We start from the raw sequence: 22,540 nt of genomic DNA, 5'->3' as shown, positions 1-22,540 counted from the left end.
GGCCACACCCAATCGCCCACCCTTCCCCGCGCCCGAGCCGCACGCCCGTCCGCAGCCGCGGGGCGCGGTGGGGGGCGGGCCAGGGGGTGAGGCAGGCGAGCGACGGCGGCCAAGCGATGGTTGCCTGGGAACCGGTCTTCCCCCCACGCTCACATGGATTCAGACCGCGCCTCTCCTGAACATCGCCCCACGCACCCCCTCTTGCGTCACGTCCGGCACTCTTCCGCTGCGGAGCAGCGTGCGGCGGTTGCCAGGGGTCAGCGCGTCCCCCCACGCACACACAAGGCCGGACCGCGCAGCCCCTGGAGAGCGACCACACACCCCTCCCCCTTCCGCCTTGCCCCCTTCCTCACGCCCCTGTCTGCGAAGCAGACACAGAGCAAGCCCCTCTCTCCCCGGGGGTTGCAGGGAGTGCGTGTGGGGCTGCGCCCGCACCCCCACACCCTTACTCCGCACCCGCTACCCCCCCCTCCCCTCAGGTACTCACCCTTGATTTCGGGATTTAATCCGCAAAATCCATGGCCATATTCGCGGACCTGAGGTATCTCTTTACTTCAGACTCGCACGCCTCGGCCGCCCCACTCTCTGCTGTGCGCACGTGACGCACGCCGCGGCCCACGCCACCATGCTCAAAGCCGGAGTCTCTGTATGTTCCAAAGCACACTCTGCATCGCCGCGGCCGCCGCCCTCGCTCTCAACGCCAACGCCGATCTCCTCACCTTCACCAGCGCAAACCCCTCCTTCATCCTCACCGCAACCAACTTCGACGGCGGCGACATCGGCCAGTCCCTCGACATCACCCAGCCGCTCGCCAACCAGCCCGCATTCGGCACGTTCGGCCCCGCTTGGTCAGTCTTCGTGAACTACGCCGAGGGCAGCTCGCAAGACGGTGCCTGGCAGTATCTCAGAGGCCGCACACAGTCGCTCATCGCCCGCTCCTCCACACCGACCGACATGCTCGATGGCTACGACGGCCTCCCCATCGGCATCCTCGGACCCGAGACCTTCGGCCCCGGCGACACCATCGGAGCCGCTCAAGACTGGCAAAGCAGCCCGGTCCTCACGATGCGTAACCCCTTCGGCAGATGGGACACCGTCCCCACCACATCCCCCTACATCGTCGGCATCCGCATCGTCCTCTCGGGTGCCACCCACTACGGCTTCATCGAACTCGAAACCACCAACCCGCCGGGCTCACCCAACTTCCGCCTCTACCGCCCGCTCTCCTGGGGCTACGAGACCACACCCGACACCCCCATCACCATCATCCCCGCTCCCGCTGGCGCACTCTCGCTCGCCGCACTCGGACTCCTCGCCCGACGCCGCCGCTGAGAGACCGATCACGCCATCAAACCCCGAAACACACGACGGCGCGGCCACCCGGTCGCGCCGTCCTTGCATGCATGCACACTCCACACGCCCCACACTTCGCGCCTTCATGCCTCCATGCCTTCGCGCCTTCGTGCCTTGATGCCTTCATGCCTTCGTGCCTTCGTGCCTTCATGCCTTCGTGCCTTCGTGCCTTCGTGCCTTCGTGCCTTCGTGCCTTCGTGCCTTCGTGCCTTCGCGCCTTCGCGCCTTCGCGCCTTCGCGCCTTCATGCCTTCGTGCCTTCGCGCCTTCGCGCCTTCGCGCCTTCGCGCCTTCGCGCCTTCGCGCCTTCATGCCTTCGTGCCTTCGCGCCTTCGCGCCTTCGCGCCTTCGCGCCTTCGTGCCTTCGCGCCTTCGTGCCTTGATGCCTTCATGCCTTCGTGCCTTGTCTCTCCCCTCCAGGCCCCAACGGGGCCGCCGTATGTAGCCGCGGGTGAAGGTCGCGCTTCGCGGCCGGAACCCGTGGATAGCGACCCCACACCCCTCTCCTTCCTCTTCTTCCCCAAGCCCCGGAGGGGCGACAGAACTCCAGCTCTTCTCCCCCCGGGGGTTGCAGGGGGTGTCCCCCTGCACAGCACGACCTCCCTCACTCCCCCACCGCCCCACCCGTGACCCTCCCGGGCATCTTTGGATTTTCACCTAAACTCCCAGATTTCACTATACATGCCGAAAATAACCTATCACATTCCGTTCCATATCCAAATAAAAACTTGACACAACCCGCCACTGACCGTACCTTACCCGTACCATGGTCGCCGCTGCCACCAATCCCTTCCTCAACCCCGACGGCGCCCTCGTCGCCTCCATCCTCGACGCCCTCTCGCGCCCCGGCGCATCACTCCCCACCGTCGCCGCCCAGCACCGCATCTCCATCGCCGCCCTCGCACTCTGGCTCGACTCGCCCCAAGCCCGCGAAGCACTCCTCGCCATCGAACGGGGCGTGCACGCACACATACGCCTCGCCGCCGCCCTCGAACTCCCCGCGGCTGTCACAGCCCTCTCACACATCATCACCGACTTCACCGACGCCCGAAACGCGCTCGGCCTCCCCTCTTCCCCCGACTCGACTTCGCTTGCTCCGTCTTCCTCCGCCCCCCTCAGTTGTGAACCTCTTCCTCCGCGGCACACGGCGGCTCCTCGCCCTGGCGAGTCTTCGATCCGCGTTGAGCCCGCCTCCTCCCCATCACCCGCCTCCCCCTCCTCCCCTTTGCCCCTCTCATACCACCGCCACTCCACCGCCGGACGCAAGGCGATCTGGCTCCTCTACCGACTCACGCGGCTCACACCCATCGACGGCTCCGCCGTCCGCGGCTCCATCCCCCCTGCCGAGCCGCGCCCCCCATCCGACACACCCGCGCCGCATCACCTCGACGCCGATCCCTCCCATCGCGCACACACCCGCAACACAACCGAGAAACCCGCGCCCGCGCCGAACCCGACGCGACACACGCCCCAACCTCCGCACAATCCGCCCCATGCGTCCGAAGAGACTCGCGAGCACATCCGCGTCCACACCCGCTCACACATCTCAGGACCATCCCCACAACCCGCGACACCTACCGACGCCTCGACGCAGACGATCACCTCCAGAATCCGCGGCGACCCGCCGCGCACACACAAGCCCGAACGCACAAACCCAGGATAGCCGCTCCCCATCCGCCGCAAGGCACCCACACACACCCAGCCCCGCGCTCGACGGCAAAGAACATCCGAGTGACGAACGCACGCAACGCCTCCACAAAGACGGTGCGATCTCCCCACGCCGCAGCGACGACCGGAGAGGCCGCAAACACGCGGAATGAACGAGCCGCGATCGCGACCCCGATCACGCCATATTTCCGATCTCCATTGAATCCGGGGAAGTCCTCGCCGCGTTCTCGTCTACGCATTCGACATCGAGAAGGACGACCGGCGGCCGCGCGGTCGCCCTCGAGCCACGTCGGCCACCCCGCAACGACTCGGCTCGGGACGGTCCTCACTCGTGCCAATGCCGCATCGCGGGGCACTCGCTCACGCGCGTGTCAACTCGGAGGTTCACATGCTCAAGACTCGGACCATCTCCACGCTCTGCGCCGCGGCTCTCATCGCCTCCTCGGCGCATCCTCACGAAGTCGTTTACACCGCGCACCTCGACGGACCCAGCGAAGCGCCGCCCAACGCCTCGCCCGGCATCGGCTTCTCCAGGATCACCATCGATCTCGATCTCGTCACCATGCGCATCGAAGCCGATTTCAGCGGACTCATCGGAACCGTCACCGCTGCTCACATCCACGGACCCACCGCAATGCCGTTCTCAGGTGTCGCGGGCGTCATGACACCGCTCCCCTCGTTCCCAGGATTCCCCCACGGCGTCTCCAGCGGCTCCTTCGACATGACCTTCGACCTCACCAGTGCGAGCGCATACAACCCCGGGTTCATCGCCGCGAGCGGCGGCACCATCGGCGGCGCGCTGAGCGCACTCCTCATGTCGCTCGACGAAGGCAGGTCCTACCTCAATATCCACTCCACCGCCTTCCCGGGCGGCGAGATACGCGGGTTCTACGCCGTCATCCCCGCTCCGTCCGGAGTCGCCGCGCTCGCAATCGGCGGTCTCATTGCGACAAGACGACGCCGCGCTTGATCACACACTCACATCCACACGCCCGTTCGACAAGCGGGGCCGGAACTCACGCCGGCCCCGCTCAGCTTTCTGACATATCCGGCACAACACCTCCAAAGCCCTCCCACCCAAGCGCCGATAACAACGGCATGCTCCACGCCCAGGTGCCCCTTCCTTCAACACGCCCGCCGACGCACCCATACGACCGCGTCCCACTCACCATCCTCTCCGGAGTCGGACGTTCGGGCACCACCATCCTCAGACAAGCCCTGAGCAAGCACCCCGATCTCGACTCAACCGATCTCGAAAACAACATCATCCTCGATCTGCTCGAAGCCGCATCGAGAAACCGCACCATCCCCTCGCGCTTCCACGCCCTGCGCGTCCCCGAAGCGATCTACGAGGCACATTTCGCCGCGCTCCTGCTGCGCCTCCTCTGGCCCTGTCCGCGCGCCCGCACACCCGAACGCCTCCTCGCCTACACCAATCTCAGACCACAGGGCGCCGATCAACTCCTGCGCCTCTTCCCCCATGCGCGCATCATCTACATCGTCCGCAACGGCATCGAGGTCGTCGGCAGCCGCCTCCGCTTCGCGCCCTTCCAGGATCGTGATGTCGGCTCCCACGCCGAAACCTGGCGCGTCGCCCACGACATGGCCCGCTGGGGAGAGAAACGCCGCGAGTTCCTCCTCGTCCGCCACGAGTGGCTCCTCGCGCCCGACGGCCCCGAGCGCATGATGGACACGATCCTCCCCTTCCTCGGCCTCACCCGCCACCAGCCCTGCACCGACCACTTCCGAAGCGAACTCGTCCACCCCACAAGCGATCGACCCGGCTCCATCCTCGAAGCCAAAGCCCTCACTCCCGCCGATCCGACCAAGCCCATCAACCTCTCCCTCCGCGATCGCGCCGAACGCTGGAAAGATTGGAACCCCGACGACCGACTCGCCTTCGATCGAACCTGCGCCGAGGCCATGGCCTACTTCGGCTACACCGTCCCGTGGAACACCACCGCCGCCGCCTGACCTCTCTCCCGCGCCGATACCATGCCGCACCGCAGGAGCACGGTGCCCACGCATGATCGACCCCGAGATGAGCACGATGTTGACAGCCAGTCGGCCCGCCGACGGCAGCGGCTCATCAGGCAACGACAACACACCACCCGGCGACCGCCCCGGCGCAACGCCCCCGCCCGGCGGCGAACGACCCGGCGACCAGATCGGACCCTACACCCTCCTCGAACGCATCGGACAAGGCGGCTTCGGCGTCGTCTGGCTCGCCCAGCGCACCACACCCTTCGTCCAGCGCGTCGCCCTCAAGATCATCAAGCCCGGCATGGACAGCCACGCCGTCATCGCACGCTTCGAGCAGGAACGACAGACCCTCGCCCTGATGGACCACCCCAACGTCGCCCGCGTCCTCGACGGCGGCGTCACCTCCCCCGCCCTCGGCTCCCGCCCCTACTTCGTCATGGAGCACGTCCAGGGCGAAGCCCTCGACCGCTACGCCGACGCCCGCCGCCTCACCATCCATGAACGCCTCGACCTCTTCACCTCCGTCTGCCACGCCGTCCAGCACGCCCACCACAAGGGCGTCATCCACCGAGACCTCAAGCCCGCCAACGTCCTCGTCAGCCAGTCCGGCGACACCCCCACCGTCAAGGTCATCGACTTCGGCATCGCCAAGGCCATCACCCCCGCCCCCGGTGTCGAGGTCACGCAGGCCGGCTGGGTCGTCGGCACACCCATCTACATGTCCCCCGAGCAGGCCTCGGGCGACGGCCGCGACATCGACACCCGCTCCGATGTCTACGCCCTGGGCGTCCTGCTCTACGAGCTCCTCGCCGGCTCCCCGCCGGTCGATCCCAAGCGACTCGAGTCCCAGTCCCCGCTCGACATGCTCCGCCTCATCCGCGAGACCGAGCCCCCTCGGCTCCGCACCAGACTCATGCAGCCCGCCTCCCGCATCACCGAGGGGCGCGAGCCCGCCGACGCCGGACGCTCCCTCCCCTGGGACGCACCCTCGGCCGACGAACTCGCAGGCCGACGCTCCACCACCGTCGGCGACCTCGCCCGCCTCCTCTCCGGCGAACTCGAGTGGATCCCCCTCAAGGCGATGCGCAAGGACCGCGAACGCCGCTACCAGTCCGCCAACGAGCTCGCCGAAGACATCCAACGCTACCTTGACGGACTCCCCCTCCGCGCCGGCCCAGAGAGCTTCACCTACACCGCCCGCAAGTTCGTCGGACGCCACACCGGCGCAGTCGTCGGCGTCGCCGCCGTCCTCCTCGCCGTGGTCGCGGGCGTCGCCGCCACGCTGATCTTCGCGGCCAAGGAGCACGAGCAGCGCGTCCGCGCCGAGCGCAGCGAGCAGGAACTCAAGGAAGTCACGCAGTTCCAGGCCGCGATCATCTCGGGCATCGATCCGGAGTCCGCGGGCGCAGCAATCGTCGAGCGGATCGCCAGAGACGGCACGGATGGCATGAGCGAGCCCGAGCGCATCGCCGTGATCCAGAGCCGACGTGCCGCGCTCGACGCTGTTGATGCGCCCGAGGTCGCGCGCCGCGTCATCGACCAGACCATGCTCGCCCCCGCCGCCGAGGCGATCGACGAACGCTTCAAGGAGAGCCCGGCCGTCGCGGCATCGCTCAAGCAGACGCTCGCCGAGTCGTATGTCGCCCTCGGCATGCTCGACCGCGCCCTGCCGCTCCAGGAACAGACGCTCGCCCTGCGGCGCAAGCACCTCGGCGAGCAGGATCGCGCCACCATCCAGTCGATCGGGAACATGGCCCACATCCTGATGTACATCGGCGAACTGGACCGCGGCGTCGGCTACGCCGAAGAAGCCCTCCGCCTCGCTGACACCTGGCTCGGCTCAGAAGACGCCGACACGCTCGCAATCATCAGCAACCTCGGCAACGCTCGCCAGGCGCAGGGCAGACTCTCCGAGGCCGAAGCCCTCTACCAGCGAGCTTACGAGGGCGCGGCTCGCGTCTTCGGCAAGGACAACCCGGACGCGCTGCTCTATCTCAACAACATCGGCGGGCTGCAAGAGGCGCAGGGGAAGCTCGCCGAGGCCGAACGCAGCTACCGGGAGTCGATGGAGGGGTTCGTCCGCACCGCCGGCCCGGACTCGTTCGACGCTCTCATCGGCATGAACAACCTGGGAGGCGTGCTCGAATCGCTCGGGCGGATGGAGGAGGCCGAGGCGCTGTACCAGCGCTCGCTCGAGGGGCGAACGCGCACCCTCGGACGCGGGCATCCCTCTACGCTGATCGCGCTCTCGAACATGGCGTACTTCTACATGCAGAGCGACCGCAACGCCGAGGCCGAGGCGATCCTGCGCGAGGGTGTCGCCGCATCGACCGCCGGGCTCGGCGCGGAGAATCCGACGACGCTGACGCTGCGCCACAACCTCGCCTCGGCGATCGACCGCGCCGGCAGGCCGGACGAATCGCTCGCGATGACGCGCGAGGTCCTCGAAGCACGCACGCGCGTGCTCGGCCCGACCAACGAGGCCACGATCGCCACAAAGCGGAACCTCGGGCGCGCGTTGATCTCGACGCAGCGATTCGATGAGGCCGAGCGAACGCTGCTGGAAGCAGCGCATATCGCGACGGAGTCGCTCCCCCCCGGCAACGGGACGCGCCGCACCGTGGTCGAATCCGTGGTCATGCTCTACGAGAAGTGGAACGAGGCCGATCCCGGCAAGGGCCACGCCGAAAGGGCGAAGCCGTGGCGCGAGGCACTGGAGAGAGCGGAGGCGGAGTAGATGGCCGGGGATTATGCCGCGAGGTCGATGTCGTCCGGTCCGTTGTCGGCCTCGCCCCCGTCGCCGGGGCTCCCCCACTTGTGCTTGGGCAGGTGCCGATGATGGACATGGATGACGCGCGCGAGCTGGCGGCCGAACTGCTCGGAGACGCACTGGAGCAGGGGCATGAGCGTGTCGGGGAAGGGAGCCCGACGGTCTCTGAAGAGGGCGGTGACGGCGAGACACTCCCCGTCGTGGACGCAGGGAAGAACGATCAGCTCACTGTCGCCGATCCACGTCGCCTTGTCGCCGAGCGCCTCGTGGAGCTCCGCGGGCCTGCTGATATGGACGAGGCGCGTGCAGGACTCGAAGCGCGGCGCGATGACGCCGGCCAGATGATCGAGCAGTACCTCGGCGGTCTCGCGCGGGCTGTCGTAGTTCACGTACGCGCCGAGCGTGTACTCGCCGCTGGTGGCGGGCAGAAAGACCGCGGCGTTGGTCGGCCCGGTCTTGGCCAGCACGTACTCGAGGGCGACGCGGAGGAGCGATTCGAGGTCGAGTTCCTGGCGGATGAGCCCGTTGAACTCGGACGCGGTCGCGACGTGCGTCATGCGGTCGGCGAGCTCCTGGTAGGCCGTGGCCATGTCGGAGCAGAGCGAGCCGACCTGCTTGGAGACTTCCTGCCGCGCGTGGTTGAGGTGCTTGCAGAGCTTGCGGAGGCGCTCGATGCGCTCGCGATCGTGCTGGGACTTTCTGGCGCGCTGGAGCGCGGACCGCATGCGGGTCGCGATCTCGTCTGCGGGCGCGCCGGCATCGAGAAGATCCGCCGCACCGGCCTGCATCGCGCTGATCGCCAGCTCGAGCGATGCGTCGGATGAGGTCGGCGCGACCGCGACGATCGCGGCATCGGAGCCCGAGCTCCGGACGCTCTCGGCGACCTGCGTCCACCCGTCGCCGGTGATGATGAGCACGAGATCGAATGTCTGGTCGCCGAGCTGCGAGCCGGCGTCTGCGGCGTCGGTCGCGCCGGCGCATCGGATGACGAGCCCTGAGATTCGTTCGATGACGGATCGGCGCGTCTCGGCGTTGCCGACGACGAGCACGCGAGCGGGAACGGGGCAGAGCGAGAGCGGCTGGGGCGCGCTGACGGGGGCCTCGGGGAAGCGGGGCGCGGGGGCATCGGTGGGAGCCGACTCCCGCTGCAACTCAACTGGCTTCTTCCGTCGGATCACGTCTTCTCTCCGGCGCGTGTGTGCTTGCCCGCTGTGCTTCCGCTCGTTCCGCCTCGCGTCGCCAATGATCAGGCGGCCTGCCCGATCTGCTGCTCCCCGCGCCACACGGGGAGGGTGATTCGTGCCCTGACGCCGGATCCGGGTGAGCTCTCGAGCGTGACCGTTCCGTCGTGTGCCGCGATGATCGACCTCGCACGCGCAAGACCCATCCCGCGTCTCCGGCCCGCGGGCCGTTCACTGAAGAAGGGGTCGAACGCGTGCGCCAGGGTGTGCTCGGACATGCCGGGCCCCTGGTCCTCAACGAGGAAACAAAGTCGGTCATCCGCGGGGTCGATGTGAGCGTGAACTCGGACTTTCCCGTGAGGAGCGTTCTGATCCTCACTCCGGGCAGCGCACGACTGGATCGCATTGGCCACGAGTTCGGAGAGCGCGAGGGAGAACATCTCCTGATCGACGTGAGCATGGGGGAGGTAGGTCGGCACCTCGATGTCGATATCGCAATCCAAGCCCGTGCGTTGCATGGCTTTACGCACGGCGATCTCGGCGAGTTCGCGGGGGCGGACGGGACCGGGCTCGGGTGTGGGCGGGTGGGCGAGCAGGTGCATCGAGGTGATGAGGTCGGAGATCTGGGACGAACCTTGCGCGATTGCTTCTGCGGCGGCGCGGTCGGCGGGATTCGTGAGGCGTCTGAGCAGGAGTTGCGCTCTGGCTCTAATGACGGTGAGGGGGTTGTTCATCTCATGGGCTGCGCCGGCGGCCATCTCTCCGAGTCGGGAGAGGGCCTGGGCCTCGGTGAGGCGCGCCTGGGTGGCTTCGAGCTCTCGCGCGGATGCCGCGAGACACTCGCCGGTTCGGAGGGCACGCTCGATGGCTCCTGTTGCGGCGACGGCTGCGCCCCACGAGGCGACGAGGGTCTCGAAGACACCGGGCGTGAGCCCAGCTGCGGTGGCATCGAGATCGGTGAGCATGACCGTCGCGGGCTCGCCGGTCATGGAGCCGACGGGCGCGCCGATGCAGAGCGGGATCGCCCGGACCTTGAGCAGATCGGGTGCGCCGGACATGCAGTCGGTGAGCCAGGGGAGGAGGCCGAGCATGCGCGCGTCCGCGCCTGGCGCACGGAGCATGTCTGAGAGGGAGCGCGATGAGCCGTCGAGTTCCCGGGGCGAGTCGATCTCGTCGGATCGGGGCTGATCGGGGTGGTGATCGGCGGATGCGCCGAAGTACCACGCGTGCCACGTGTCGCCGGGCGTGTCCTGCACGACGAACGCGACGAAGGCGCGGCGGGCGGCATCGATGGAGCGGAGCGAGTCGGCGATCAGCGCGAGCGTCCGCCCGGTTGAGCGCGGGCGGCGCGGGTCTCTGAGTTCCTGGTTGAAGCGGCCTACTGCGGCGAGCGCGGCGCGCATCGCCTCGGCTTGTCTGGCTCGCTCGTCGAGCGCGGCGTTGAGGGAGGCGAGTTTGCGGTTGGCCTGTGCGATCGAGCCGAGCATCGATTCCTGCGCCGTGGGGATGCTCAGTCCGAGGGCGGCGCAGCGCTCGGCGACCGCCTCGTGCAGTTCTTCGGTGACGCGTCCGAGCATGCCGGGATCGAGCCCTGCTTCTTCGCAGCAACGGACGGACGAAGGTGCGCGTCCGAAGTCGAAGGAGGAGCCGATGTGGAGTTCGCGGCAGAGGGCGCGAGCGGCGGCGAGCACACCCAGCAGTGAACGGGGCGCCTCGGCGGGGAGCGATTCGAGCGGGCGGCTGTGGAACCAGACCGCGTCGCGAAGCAGCGTCGGCAGCCCCCAGCGCTCGGCGAGGCGCTTGGCGGCGGTGTGGTGGTCGAGCCCGATCACGGCGCGTTCGGCTTCTGCGCTTGCGATGCGTCGACGCTCCGCGAGCGCGATCACTCGCGCGTACGAGGCGGGGAGGCAGAGATCGAGCGAGAGCTTGCCCATGTCGTGGAGCAGGCCGCAGATGAACGCTTCGGCGGGCTTGACGCCGGAGGCCGGGTTGTGGCGCGCGAGCGATTCGGCTGCGCAGGCGACGCCGATCAGATGTGTCCAGAGGCGGACGCGATCGAGCGCGGGAGCGTCGGCGAGTTGCGCGAGCGCCGGGCCGGAGGCGAGTGCGTTGTCCTGTTCGTGGCCGGCGTGCTCGAAGAGTTCGTAGATGCTGAGCCCCAGCACGGCGGACTGGATCGCCTCGAGCCCGAGCATGGTGGTCGCGTGGCGCACGGTGGTGACGCGATCGCCCAGACCGTGTGATGCGCGCCGGATGAGCGCGAGGATCCGCGTGGTCAGTCCGGGATCGGACTCGATGAGACGGACGATCTCTTCGATGCGTGCGTTGTCGCTCGAAACGACGGAGAGAAGGCGCACGGCGACAGGAGAGAGCGTGGGCAGCGCGTCCAGTCGCTCGAGGATCAGTTCGACCTGGCGTGCGGGCGTTCGTTGGTGCGGCGGCTTTGGAGTTGCGCTGGCTGGGGGCACGGGCAATGCTCCGGCGGCTCACCCGGCCCGGGTCGCGGCGGCGAGGCCGGCGAGGGTCGCGATTCGGAGGATCAGGAAGTCGACATCGAAGGGCTTCTTGATGAACTCGTCCATGCCCGAGCGCATGAGCCCTTTGATCTCTTCGTCGCGGACGACGCCGCTCACGCAGATGATCTTGGTTCCGGCCATGTCGTCGCGTTCGCGGATGCGTCTGCAGACGATGTTGCCGTTGATGTCGGGGAGGAGGTAGTCGAGGATGACAACGTTGGGCTTGAAGGACACTGTGAGGAGGCCGGCGTCGTAGCCGTTGTTCGCGGCCCGGACCTCGAAGCGTCCGTCGCGATCGAGGACCTCTGTCAGGATGTCGATGATCTCGGGATCGTCCTCGACGATGAGCACGCGTGTGCGCCCCGATTCGAGGGCCGACGTGGGGATCTCGTTCTCGCGCATGAAACGGATCAGTTCCTCGCGCGGGATGCGCCGGAACTTGGAGCCGGGGACGCGGAAGCCGGTCAGTCGGCCGGAATCGAAGCAGCGGATGATGGTCTGCTGCGAGACCTTGCAGACCTCGGCGGCCTCACCCGTGGTGAAGATCTTCTTGCTCGCCCAGTTGGCGGGACTTGAGTTGTTCTCTTCGCCGCCCATGCAGGGTGTCCGATGACGCGAAGACCGCGCCCGGACAGTCCCCACACCGCTTGAGGGGCGCGTGTCCGAGCGGTATCACCGCTCCAGCCGTCTATCGACATCCATGTTGCCCATCTTCACGCGTAATGGCGATGTGTACGAAGTCGGGACCAGTCCAGAAGCCGTACGCAGCGGGTCGCTCGTGTTGGCGCACGGATGGGCTGGTACGCACGGGGCCGGATCCGGCATCTTCGGCTCTCTTGCAGACGCAAAGAGGTCGGCGTGCCGGAACACGCCGACCTCACCTCCGAGTGAGGAGTGCCCATTCGACAATACGGGTCAGCAGCATCGCCGAACGGACTGGAGGGATCACGATTCAGATTGTCTTGCAGCAGCGAACTCAGAGAGCAGCGCGGCAACAGAGGGACCGCACGCCCTCACTTATATGCGCAGAGTGGTAGTGGCATTGCGCTTTGATTCCCCGATACCGGCGATATTTCTTCTGCTTGCCTCCAAGTGTCGATCGAGATGGCTTCCTGAGGCCACTGACTCGGCCGAGATCTGCGTGATGCGGCCAGAGCAGGCCACCGCAACGGCGAGAAGCGTTCTTCACGACTTGCATTCATTTTGGCGCGCCGATTGATAGATCGACTCACGCTGAGAGAAGTCAGTACAGGGCATTCGTTTGCCACGTCGCTCGATCACCCGCGAGGCACCGAGCTGCATTCATCTGAAGTCCCCCCGTCGGACGACCAGCTCTCTCGGTCCGTCCGGCAGACCCCGGCGCGATCGGTTGCGCTGGGGCTCTTTCTCTCGCGGCGGGCGAAGGGCCCGGTCGGGCATCACTCACCATCGTCGTATGCCTGGGTGATCTCGGCGACGATCTCGCGAAGGCGTTTGGTGAGCCGGTTCTTGATGACGTAGACCGAATCGACGGCGATGCCGCACTGCTCGGCGACCTCTTCGGCGGGGACATTGCGGAGCGCGAAGAGCTCGAACGCGCGGAAGGTGTGCTCCTCCATGCGTGCGGAGTCTCGGAGGATGGTGATGGCCTCTGCGAGGATTGCGTGCTCGCGTTCGCGTCGCCAGACCTGGGTCAGTTGCTGCTCATCGGGCAGTTCGCCCGGCATCTGCCCGATCATGGTGTCGCCCCCGACGCGCTCGCCCCCGCCTCGTTTGCGGCGCATGCCGGAGCCGACGTTGCGGGCGATGCCGATGAGCCATGAGCTGAGGCGACCTTGTTCGCGTTGGTATCGGCCGTCGTGGTAGCAGCGTGCGAACTCGGCGAGGGTCTGCTGGGCGAGTTCCGAGGCATCGTCCTGAGAGAAGCCGAGTTTGCGGGCGAAGGCGATGAGGACGGGGCGGTAGCGGGCGTCGAAGGCGGACCACGCCGCGCCGTTGGCGGGATCGCGCAGATCCTCGATCAGCCGCGTTGTGGTGCGCGTGAGCACGGTGCGCCCCTGTTGGCGGAGACCCGAAACCGAACGCGATCATACCAGAATGCGGGTTGACCAAGAAGAGGTCGCCACAAACCGGCGTGCCGGCGGTATTCTGTTCACCCCGTCGTGTACCACACGCATCCTCGCACGGAGCCGAGCATGTCACTGCAGACGCACCCATCGCCCGCGACGACCAACGGTCCGACACACCTGTATGTAGCCGCATGGCGTGAGACGGGGGCGCGGCGAGTTCGCGTCGGGGTCCGGGCGGGACTGGCGTGGTTGTGTGTGCTGCTGGCTGGGGCATCGCAGGGGTTCGCTCAGAGCGCGGACAAGCCCAAGGCGGCGACACCCCCGGAAGTTGTGCAGCCCGAGCCGGTGGTGACGGAGCACGAGGCGACTCTTGACGGGCGCGTGCTGAGGTATCGCGCGACGGCGGGATATCTGACGCTACCGACGGAGCAGGGGAAGCCCAGGGCGCACGTCTTCCACATCGCGTACACGCTGCTCGATGATGGGAAGTCGGGCGCGCCGGCGACCGCGACGCGCCCCGTGACGTTTGCGTTCAACGGTGGCCCGGGCTCTTCGAGTGTGTGGCTGCACATGGGCGCGATGGGGCCTGTGCGTGTCGGCGGGCTCGACGAAGAGGGGATGCAGCTCGCCCCGCCTTATCACTGTCGCGAGAACCCGCACACGTGGCTGCCGTTTACGGATCTTGTGTTCATTGATCCGGTCTCGACGGGGTACAGCCGCGCGGCGGAGGGGGAGAGCCCGTCGCAGTTCCACGGGTTGGAGGAGGACCTTCGGGCGGTTGCGGAGTTCATCCGGCTGTGGACGACGCGGAGCGGTCGTTGGGGATCGCCGAAGTATCTTGTGGGCGAGTCGTACGGCACGACGCGAGCAGCGGGGCTTTCGCTGATGCTGCTCAACGACCACGGGATGGCGTTGAACGGGATTGTGCTGGTCTCGCCTGTGATCGAGTTCGGCAGCATCCGCTTCCACGAGGGGAACGATCGACCGTTTGTGGGGATTTTCCCGTCGTACGCGCTCACGGCTGGGTATCACAAGTGGCTGCCCGCGGCATCGCAGGCGAGATTCGACACCGACTTCGACGGATTCCGGCGCGAGGCGGAGCGTTTCGCGTCTGAGGAGCTTGCGCCCGCGCTCGCGGCGGGGGATCGTCTGGACGATGCGAAGCGGAAGCAGATCATCGCCACGCACGCGCGGCTCACTGGCCTGCCCGAGGAGTTCGTCGCGCGGGCGAACCTGCGCGTGACGCTGGATGCGTTTGCCAAGCGGCTGATGCTGGATGACAGGCGCACGGTCGGCCGCCTTGACAGCAGGTATGTAGGGATGGATGCCGACCAGATCCGCGCGGGGTATGAGCATGATCCGAGTTACTCGGCGATCGTGCCCCCTTACACGGCGTCGCTCTATCAGCACCTTCGCGAGAATCTCGGGTACACGTCGGATCTTCCGTACGAGATTCTGACCGGGCGTGTGCACCCGTGGTCGTATCAGGGGGAGCAGAACCGTTACGCGAACCTGGCGACGCGGCTGCGGGACGCGATGCACCGCTCGCCGACGCTTCGGGTGCTGGTCGCGTGCGGGTATTACGACCTGGCGACGCCGTACTTTGCGGCGGAGGGTGTGGCGGCACAGATGACCCTCGACCCCGCGGTGCGCAAGAACATGACGTTCACGTACTACAAGTCCGGGCACATGATGTATGTGCGCGATGTGGATCTGGAGAAGTTGACGCGGGATGCGCGGGCGTTTTATGAGGCGAAGTGATCTCGGACTCCCTCTCGATCACTGCGGATCTACCCTTGTCACATGAGCACAACATCGACGGCTTCCGGCATCGGCTCCACATCCCTCACCACCGAGACGCTCCGCCAGATGATCCGGCGTGAGTTGCCGGAACTCACGGCGATCCGCCACGACCTGCACACGCACCCCGAGGTCGGGTTCGAGGAACGCCGCACGAGCCAGGTTGTCCAGCGAGAACTGTCGAAGCTCGGCATCGCGTTCAAGGCCAACGTGGGCGGCCCGGAGCCGGGCACCGGCACGGGTGTGATCGGTGTGATTCCTCGGGCGGGCACCGCTGCTCTGGAGAGCGGTGCCACAAAGAACGAGGCGATCGGCCTGCGCGCTGACATGGATGCGCTGCCGATCTTTGAGGAGACGGGGAAGCCATACGCATCGAAGTCGCCGGGCACGATGCACGCGTGCGGACACGACGGGCACACGACGATTCTGCTGGGTGCGGCGCGTGTGCTCAGCAAGCTCCACGATCGTCCGCGGACCGTTCGGCTGGTCTTCCAGCCGGCGGAGGAGGGCGGCGCGGGGGGCGAGAAGATGTGCCGCGACGGTGCGATCGATGGGGCGATTGAGGGTGCCGGCCCCGCCGGGGTGGAGCCGATCTCTCGGATGTTCGGGCTGCACGGGTGGCCTCAGATGCCGGTTGGGGCGATCTCGACGAGGCCCGGCCCGCTGCTGGCATCGACGGACGATTTCGAGGCGACGATCGAGGGCGTGCAGGCGCACGGGGCGTTCCCGCACCTGGGCGCGGACTCGATTCTCGCGGCGGCGCAGGCGATCGTGAGTCTGCAGCAGATCGTGTCGCGGAACGTCTCTCCGTTCGAGCCGGTGGTGGTGACGACGGGGCAGGTGCGGGCGGGATCGGCGAACAACGTGATCCCGCGGGTGGCGATCTTCAGCGGGACGGTGCGGACGCTGACGAGGGAGATGCGTGAGAAGTGCCGCGGCAGGTTGATTGAGATCATCGAGACGACCGCGAGGGCGTATGGGTGCGCTGCGCGGGTGCGTTGGACGGAGGGGTATCCTGCGACGGTGAACGATGCGTCTCTGGCGGCGCGTGTGCTTGAGATGGCGCGGGGGGCGTTCGGGGCGGAGCGTGTGAGCGTGACGCCGTCGCCGACGATGGGTGGCGAGGACTTTGCGTACTACGGGCAGCACGTGCCGACGTGCTTCTATCTGCTCGGGTTGTGCCCGCCCGGCGCGGACCCGCTGAGGGTGCCGCAGTTGCACCAGGCGACGTTCGATTTCAATGATGAGGCGATCGAGGCGGGCGTGGAGATGATGGTGAGGTTGGCGCTGGAGGGTTAACTGCTTCGCTTCGTGCCGGAGTTGGCGATGGCGTGCCGCATTCCGGACACACAGTTAATGTGTCCTGTCCCGCCCCGCGAGCGAGCGGGTATGCACACTCTGCACAAGCGTGGCGGCTTGAACGACGCCAAACCACATACCGACTTGCGGCTCGTCGGATAAAGACAGGAGTCCAGAGTAACAGGGTGAATGCCAGCATGTTTACAACGAATGGTCTCATCATAACTTTGCCAGTGAGTACATCCGCCACCGTGCCCGACATCGGCCCGTCAGGCGAATGCGACTGCCACCATCTGCTCTTCGGATATTGATAGAAGATGACACTACTGGTCGGCCAGCCAAGCCGTGTTTGTCGGAATGTGATCGCGTGTGGCGTATACGCGTCCACATGATCGGCATTCAAGTAGTGCGTGTAGGACCGTGATTCTCTACCGAACGAACCTTGCACTGTTGCATGGAAGCCCGTTGAACGCTCCACGTTTGTGATCTCAATCGGACCAGATGCCAGGAAGGCGTCCACGGTTGCATACACCGTTGTGGATTCTCCCAGATATGCCGGCAAGAATCTCGCGCACAGGATCGTTACACCCAAGGCGATCCAGCCGCCCGCAGCAAGCGTGAGCAGAGCCGTGGCCGCCGATCTCCTGCGCTTCACCGCAGCGATCATGCCGGAAGCAAGCGCCCCCCAGAGCATGACATCGGCAACCATGCTCGACCAGACGATCCGCACTTTCATCGTAGAAAGCGAGTCGAGAGAACTGCTTCCAGAGTTCGGCGCGTACTTCGTGGCTTTCTGCAGGGGTGACCAGTTCTCTGCCTCGAGAGCGGGGAACGGAAAGCCGAGAACGGCTCTCGCGGGTGATCCGGAACAGACAGACATCACGCCGCCGATTCGCAGAGTCATCCATCTGTCCTGATTACAGGCAAGTTCCCTGTTCTGCGCATAGTATAAATCTGGCGTGCAGTATCCCCATGGTTCTTCTGGATTAGTTCCCCGGAGTCCCACGAGCGCGCTCGTAAGCGAAAGCAAGCAGCCGCTTGCAACGACAGTGGTCATCCACATCGCTAGAATCAGCCACAGTCTGAACTTACGCGCATCCATGCTTTAGTCAGCATGGAGCGCCAGGTGCCCATCCGCCGCTTGGCGCAGGCGCAGTGCGACAAGACGGGTCGTCGGGAGTCGTCGGACAGACATACCCGGGTGGAAGAGCACAAGGATCGATATGTATTGTGACGCTCGTCGCCTCGAACGTCTTGATCGATGTTGCAGTCTGCGTCCAAGTGCATGTCGCACAGTTTGCCTTGCGCTTCGTCCTTGTCCGAGTGTATGTACATGTAGATGTGGACTTGTGCCAGCACGTCGCTGCACATTGCCCACCAGCCACGAAGCTTGGGTTAGGTATGGCAGTGGTACTCAAGGCCCACGCCGTGCAAGTACAGCCAACGAGTGTTGGACCCGCCGTTGTCCATGTCCATGGCACACAAGCTGAGATGCAGTCTGAGTTTATGAGAGCGGTATACGCGATCAACTCTGGATTGGCGAGCGGGTCATTCTCGGCCGCGTCTACACCCTCAGCGATTGCCGGGACAACAGGATTAGGACATGCCTCTCCCCCACCAATACTTGCTGGCACGGCAGTCGCAGCTGGATGTCCCATTTCGACGAGCACTTCCAACAACTCCGTGGGGTCAGACAGGAACTGCACAACTCCTTGGAGGGGGTCTGCGGCGAGCAGCCCGTTGAAGTACGGTTCACCAACTCCTGCATCAACTGATGTGGAGCCAAACTCGATCAACCAAGCATGGTCCCAATCGCTCGTGATCGCGTACCGTGCCTTGACGTGTACCACCACATCACCAGCATCGGTGTTTGTCCACGCCTCGCCGGTCCACTGCGAGGTTGAGGCGTCACGCTCAAACAGGATGGCCATGATGTTGTCGCCAACTGCTCCTCCGTCATGCCGCGTGGCGAGAAATGCGATCGTTGTACGGACAGCTCCTTGTTCCTCAACAATTTGAACAAATGTCCACACCCCAATATCGACATGGAAGTGCGAGACCCGCGCGTCGGCCGTTGCACCCGCCGTGGATCCAAGCCCGGAAACCCAGCACAGGATAAGAGCACACCACTTTGCGTAATGACTTTTCATTGTGGACCTCCATTGACAGCGATATGAGCATACCACCATTTAGAGGGGTGTCAAACGCGATCTTGCGCTGGCGCGGAACTCGAAGCTCTACTATGCCGCCATATTGGCATAGCACATCTTCTCTATCTGCACGAAACTGCGCATACACATTGCGAACAAACAACGCCTGATGCTTGTGAGTCGCTCCACGATTCAGTTGATTACTTCGTAGTCTGGCCCGCAAATTGCTCATACCCCCAAGTTGGCCACTCGCCCCGGCAAGGTGCGCCGCTCATGGGCGGTGCCACTCTGCGAGTGGTGTGTCCGGCGGCACATCAAACCGACACCGCCAAACGGCCCGTTCGGAGGATATCGCCAATGCGCACCGACCGTCTGACAACCGCCGCCCAGCAGGCCCTCGCGGACGCACAATCCGGCGCGATGGGTCGTTCTCACGCTGAGGTAAACGGGCTTCACGTGCTTGCGGCCCTGGTCGAGGACAAGGCCGGGCCGGCGCGGTCCATCCTTGAGAAGGCGGGCGTGCGGGCCGACCGTGTGGCTCAGGTGGTTGAGGCGGAGCTCTCTCGGCAACCGACGGTCTCGAGCAATGCGGGAGCCGCGGGGCGAGCGATCATGGAGATCCTCGCGAGGTCGGAGCAGGAGAGCAAGAAGTTCGGCGATGCGTATGTGTCTGTCGAGCACCTCCTGATCGCACTGGCGACGGTGGGCGGTCCGGCGAAGGAGTTGCTCGGCGTTGTCGGCGTGAAGCCGGCGTCGATCGAGCAGGCGATCAGGCAGATCCGTGAACAATCGGGAGTGCAGAACGTGAACGATCCCGGGGCCGAGGGCTCTTTCGAGGCGCTGAAGAAGTACGCGATCGACCTGACGGAGAAGGCGCAGCAGGGGAAGCTGGACCCTGTCATCGGGCGCGATGAAGAGATCCGTCGGACGATGCAGGTACTCAGTCGGCGGACCAAGAACAACCCCGTGCTGATCGGCGAACCGGGCGTCGGCAAGACCGCGATCGCTGAGGGGTTGGCGCTGCGGATTGTCAATGGCGATTGCCCGGAGGGCATGCGCGACAAGCGGATCATGGCGCTGGATGTCGGGCAGTTGCTGGCGGGCGCGAAGTTTCGCGGCGAGTTTGAGGAGCGGCTGAAGGGTGTGCTGCGCGAGGTGCAGGCCTCGGGTGGGCAGGTGATCCTCTTTATCGATGAGCTTCACACCATCATCGGCGCGGGTGCCGCGGAGGGCGCGGTGAGCGCCGGGAATCTGCTGAAGCCCGCGCTCGCGCGGGGTGAGTTGCGGTGCATCGGCGCGACCACGCTGGATGAGTATCGCAAGCACGTCGAGAAGGATCCGGCGTTTGAGCGGCGCTTCCAGCCGATCTTTGTTGATCAGCCGAGTGTGGAGGAGACGGTCGCGATCCTGAGAGGATTGAAGTCGCGGTACGAGACGCACCACGGCGTGAAGATCCAGGACGGGGCGATCCTCGCGGCGGCTCAGCTCAGCCACCGGTACATCGCGGATCGGTTTCTGCCCGACAAGGCGATCGACCTGATCGATGAGGCGGCGAGCCGCCTCCGCATCGAGAACGACTCGATGCCGACGGAACTCGACGAGCTGCGGCGTCGGATCATGCAGTTGGAGCTCGAGCGCGAGGCGCTGAAGCTTGAGGGTGGCACTGGTTTCCAGAGCATTGGAAAGCGAGGCAAGGACACCGCTCTGGAGAGCGGTGCCACCAAAGGCACACCAAACAGAGAGCTTGAGCGCATCGAGCGTGAGTTGGCGGAGCTTCAGGAGAAGAACCGTGCTCTGACGGCGCGATGGGAAGAGGAGAAGAAGGATCTCGACGCCGTCAAGACCATCCGCTCGACGATCGAGCAGAAGCAGACGGAGCTGGAGCAGGCGCAGCGTCGGGGCGAGTTGGAGCGTGCGGCACGCATCCGCTATGGCGAGATCCCCGACCTTGAGAAGCGGATCGCTCAGACGGAGGAGGCGCACGCCGCACGGCGCGCGGGGGGCACGGCGCTTGTGACCGAAGAGGTGGATGCCGAGCAGATCGCGGAGGTTGTCGCGAAGTGGACCGGCATCCCGGTGAGCAAGCTGATCGAGAGCGAGCGCGAGAAGCTCGCGAAGATGGAGGAGCATCTGGCGCAACGCGTCGTCGGGCAGGATGAGGCGCTGAAGGCCGTGTCGAACGCGGTGCGTCGCTCGCGGGCGGGGCTTGGCGATCCGAACCGACCGATCGGTTCGTTCCTGTTCCTCGGGCCGACGGGGGTCGGGAAGACCGAGACGTGCAAGGCGCTCGCGTCGTTCCTCTTCGACACCGAGGAGGCGATGGTCCGCGTTGATATGTCCGAGTACATGGAGAAGCACTCGGTGTCGCGCCTCATCGGCGCGCCCCCCGGCTATGTCGGGTACGACGAGGGCGGCGCGTTGACGGAGGCGGTTCGCCGGCGGCCGTACTGCGTGGTGCTGCTCGACGAGATCGAGAAAGCCCATCCGGATGTCTTCAATGTGTTGCTGCAGGTTCTGGAGGATGGACGCCTCACCGACGGACAGGGGCGGACTGTTGACTTCAAGAACACGATCGTGGTGATGACGAGCAACTACGGCTCGGCGCAGATCCAGGAACTCGCATCCACGGGCGCGGAGGACTGGGAGATCGAGGCCGCGATCCGAGAGATGCTCAAGCGTGGTCCGGCGGGGATGGCGGCAGAGGAGTTCGCGAAAGCCGCGGGGTTGCCGCCGAGGGTGACGGAGGTGATGAGCAAGGCGGCGACGACGATGTCGGGCGGGCTGATGAGGCCCGAGCTCTTGAATCGCATCGACGAGGTGGTTGTCTTCCATCAGTTGAAGCGCGATCAGGTCGCGGCGATCGTGGACATCCAGCTCGAGCGTCTGCACAAGCGGCTCGCCGAGCGCGACATGTCGCTGGAGCTCACCATGGAGGCCAAGCAGCACCTGGGCGCCGAGGGGTGGGACCCCGCGTTCGGCGCACGCCCGCTGAAGCGGACCATCCAGCAGCGGATCGAGAACACGCTGGCGACGCGCATCCTGAACGGCGAGTTCGGGCCGGGCGATTCCATCTTCTGCGATTATCGTGGCGGAACGTTCGTGTTCGAGAAGAAGTGATGGAGAAGGCACCAAGGCACGAAGAACTGACTCACCACAGAGACAGAGAGGACGCAGAGAAAGGCATGACAGGGATATGAATCGAGACTGAAGTGCGCGGGCTGGCATGCCGCCAAGTGCACGACGAACGCGCGTTCGTGTTGCAACGCGAAGGGGCTGGGTCCGAAGAAGAGGGTGAGGCGCGTACCTCCGGAGGTCTCGGAGGCATCAAAGAGAGCATGGAAAGGGACAGCGACAACTTCGGGGACTCCGGCGCCGAGTCACGGGACGATGGGTCGCCGGAGTTCTCTCCGGGTGAGGATCACGAGACCGTAATTCGCACGGGCGATGAGTGGTTCGACCCGATGTGGCTGCGTGCCAATGGTGCGCGCTTGAACGAAGATGGGAGCGTGACCAGGACTGGTGCACCGGTATTGCTGTTGCTTGCATCGCCGACGCAGACCGCCTCGCCGGGTGAGGAGCTCGACGAGGTGATGCGAGTCTTCGGCATGCTGGCGTGGCTACGGCATCGGCGGCATCGCGTGCCGACGCTCGCCGAGCAGATGCTCGGTGCGGACCGGGCACGAAAGGCGTGGATGGTCTCGAATCCACTCGCGACGCTGTGGGCCGCGACGGCACGCACGGGTCCGCGTCGGCGACGGAGTTTCCGTCGCTGA

General features: G+C 65.8%; 14 protein-coding genes. 10 read left to right on the top strand and 4 right to left on the bottom strand.

Annotation, left to right across the window (positions count from 1 at the left end):
• Positions 1-648: 648 nt before the first annotated feature.
• From KF838_13805 to KF838_13785, 5 genes are all read left to right on the top strand, one after another.
• A complete protein-coding gene (locus KF838_13805) occupies positions 649-1,332 on the top strand; it encodes a hypothetical protein (GenBank protein ID QYK47852.1) in 684 nt (227 codons plus the stop codon).
• 786 nt (positions 1,333-2,118) lie between these two features.
• On the top strand, positions 2,119-3,015 hold the full coding sequence (locus KF838_13800; GenBank protein QYK47851.1) for a hypothetical protein: 897 nt from the start codon (positions 2,119-2,121) through the stop codon (positions 3,013-3,015).
• A 393-nt stretch (positions 3,016-3,408) separates the two neighbouring features.
• The gene (locus KF838_13795) at positions 3,409-3,990 is read left to right on the top strand and encodes a CHRD domain-containing protein (protein QYK47850.1); all 582 of its coding nucleotides are present in this window, start codon (positions 3,409-3,411) and stop codon (positions 3,988-3,990) included.
• 128 nt (positions 3,991-4,118) lie between these two features.
• Positions 4,119-4,994, top strand: coding sequence for a sulfotransferase (locus KF838_13790; GenBank protein ID QYK47849.1), 876 nt, complete (start codon positions 4,119-4,121; stop codon positions 4,992-4,994).
• Between the two features lie 52 nt (positions 4,995-5,046).
• On the top strand, positions 5,047-7,740 hold the full coding sequence (locus tag KF838_13785; GenBank protein ID QYK47848.1) for a serine/threonine protein kinase: 2,694 nt from the start codon (positions 5,047-5,049) through the stop codon (positions 7,738-7,740).
• A gap of 11 nt (positions 7,741-7,751) precedes the next feature.
• On the opposite strand, the gene KF838_13780 is transcribed toward KF838_13785, so the two are convergent.
• From KF838_13780 to KF838_13765, 4 genes are all read right to left on the bottom strand, one after another.
• Positions 7,752-8,951 (bottom strand): hypothetical protein, encoded by a 1,200-nt coding sequence (locus tag KF838_13780; protein QYK47847.1) that lies wholly within the window; start codon positions 8,949-8,951, stop codon positions 7,752-7,754.
• A 68-nt stretch (positions 8,952-9,019) separates the two neighbouring features.
• Positions 9,020-11,422, bottom strand: a complete 2,403-nt coding sequence (locus tag KF838_13775; protein ID QYK47846.1) for an HDOD domain-containing protein — start codon at positions 11,420-11,422, stop codon at positions 9,020-9,022.
• Positions 11,423-11,440: 18 nt separating this feature from the next.
• On the bottom strand, positions 11,441-12,067 hold the full coding sequence (locus KF838_13770) for a response regulator (protein QYK47845.1): 627 nt from the start codon (positions 12,065-12,067) through the stop codon (positions 11,441-11,443).
• An 821-nt stretch (positions 12,068-12,888) separates the two neighbouring features.
• Positions 12,889-13,497, bottom strand: a complete 609-nt coding sequence (locus KF838_13765) for a sigma-70 family RNA polymerase sigma factor (GenBank protein QYK47844.1) — start codon at positions 13,495-13,497, stop codon at positions 12,889-12,891.
• 147 nt (positions 13,498-13,644) lie between these two features.
• On the opposite strand from KF838_13765, the gene KF838_13760 reads away from it, so the two are divergent.
• The 5 genes from KF838_13760 (at position 13,645) to KF838_13740 (ending at position 22,540) form a co-directional block, all read left to right on the top strand.
• On the top strand, positions 13,645-15,279 hold the full coding sequence (locus KF838_13760; protein ID QYK47843.1) for a hypothetical protein: 1,635 nt from the start codon (positions 13,645-13,647) through the stop codon (positions 15,277-15,279).
• 42 nt (positions 15,280-15,321) lie between these two features.
• Complete coding sequence (locus KF838_13755; protein QYK47842.1) at positions 15,322-16,617, top strand: amidohydrolase; 1,296 nt, start codon at positions 15,322-15,324, stop codon at positions 16,615-16,617.
• A gap of 629 nt (positions 16,618-17,246) precedes the next feature.
• A complete protein-coding gene (locus tag KF838_13750) occupies positions 17,247-17,534 on the top strand; it encodes a hypothetical protein (protein QYK47841.1) in 288 nt (95 codons plus the stop codon).
• A 1,590-nt stretch (positions 17,535-19,124) separates the two neighbouring features.
• Positions 19,125-21,884 (top strand): AAA family ATPase, encoded by a 2,760-nt coding sequence (locus KF838_13745; GenBank protein ID QYK47840.1) that lies wholly within the window; start codon positions 19,125-19,127, stop codon positions 21,882-21,884.
• A 218-nt stretch (positions 21,885-22,102) separates the two neighbouring features.
• Complete coding sequence (locus KF838_13740) at positions 22,103-22,540, top strand: hypothetical protein (protein ID QYK47839.1); 438 nt, start codon at positions 22,103-22,105, stop codon at positions 22,538-22,540.

The organism is Phycisphaeraceae bacterium (assembly GCA_019454185.1).
Classification (GTDB): Bacteria; Planctomycetota; Phycisphaerae; order Phycisphaerales; family UBA1924; genus JAHBWV01.
Note: the sequence above shows the minus strand (reverse complement) of the source record. Positions and strands in the feature narration are given on the sequence as shown.

Coding starts and splice junctions, on each gene's coding strand:
- KF838_13740 (QYK47839.1), top strand. CDS start 22,103: ATGGAAAGGGACAGCGACAACTTCGGGGACTCCGGCGCCGAGTCACGG.
- KF838_13745 (QYK47840.1), top strand. CDS start 19,125: ATGCGCACCGACCGTCTGACAACCGCCGCCCAGCAGGCCCTCGCGGAC.
- KF838_13785 (QYK47848.1), top strand. CDS start 5,047: ATGATCGACCCCGAGATGAGCACGATGTTGACAGCCAGTCGGCCCGCC.
- KF838_13755 (QYK47842.1), top strand. CDS start 15,322: ATGAGCACAACATCGACGGCTTCCGGCATCGGCTCCACATCCCTCACC.
- KF838_13760 (QYK47843.1), top strand. CDS start 13,645: ATGTCACTGCAGACGCACCCATCGCCCGCGACGACCAACGGTCCGACA.
- KF838_13795 (QYK47850.1), top strand. CDS start 3,409: ATGCTCAAGACTCGGACCATCTCCACGCTCTGCGCCGCGGCTCTCATC.
- KF838_13790 (QYK47849.1), top strand. CDS start 4,119: ATGCTCCACGCCCAGGTGCCCCTTCCTTCAACACGCCCGCCGACGCAC.
- KF838_13800 (QYK47851.1), top strand. CDS start 2,119: ATGGTCGCCGCTGCCACCAATCCCTTCCTCAACCCCGACGGCGCCCTC.
- KF838_13805 (QYK47852.1), top strand. CDS start 649: ATGTTCCAAAGCACACTCTGCATCGCCGCGGCCGCCGCCCTCGCTCTC.
- KF838_13770 (QYK47845.1), bottom strand. CDS start 12,067: ATGGGCGGCGAAGAGAACAACTCAAGTCCCGCCAACTGGGCGAGCAAG.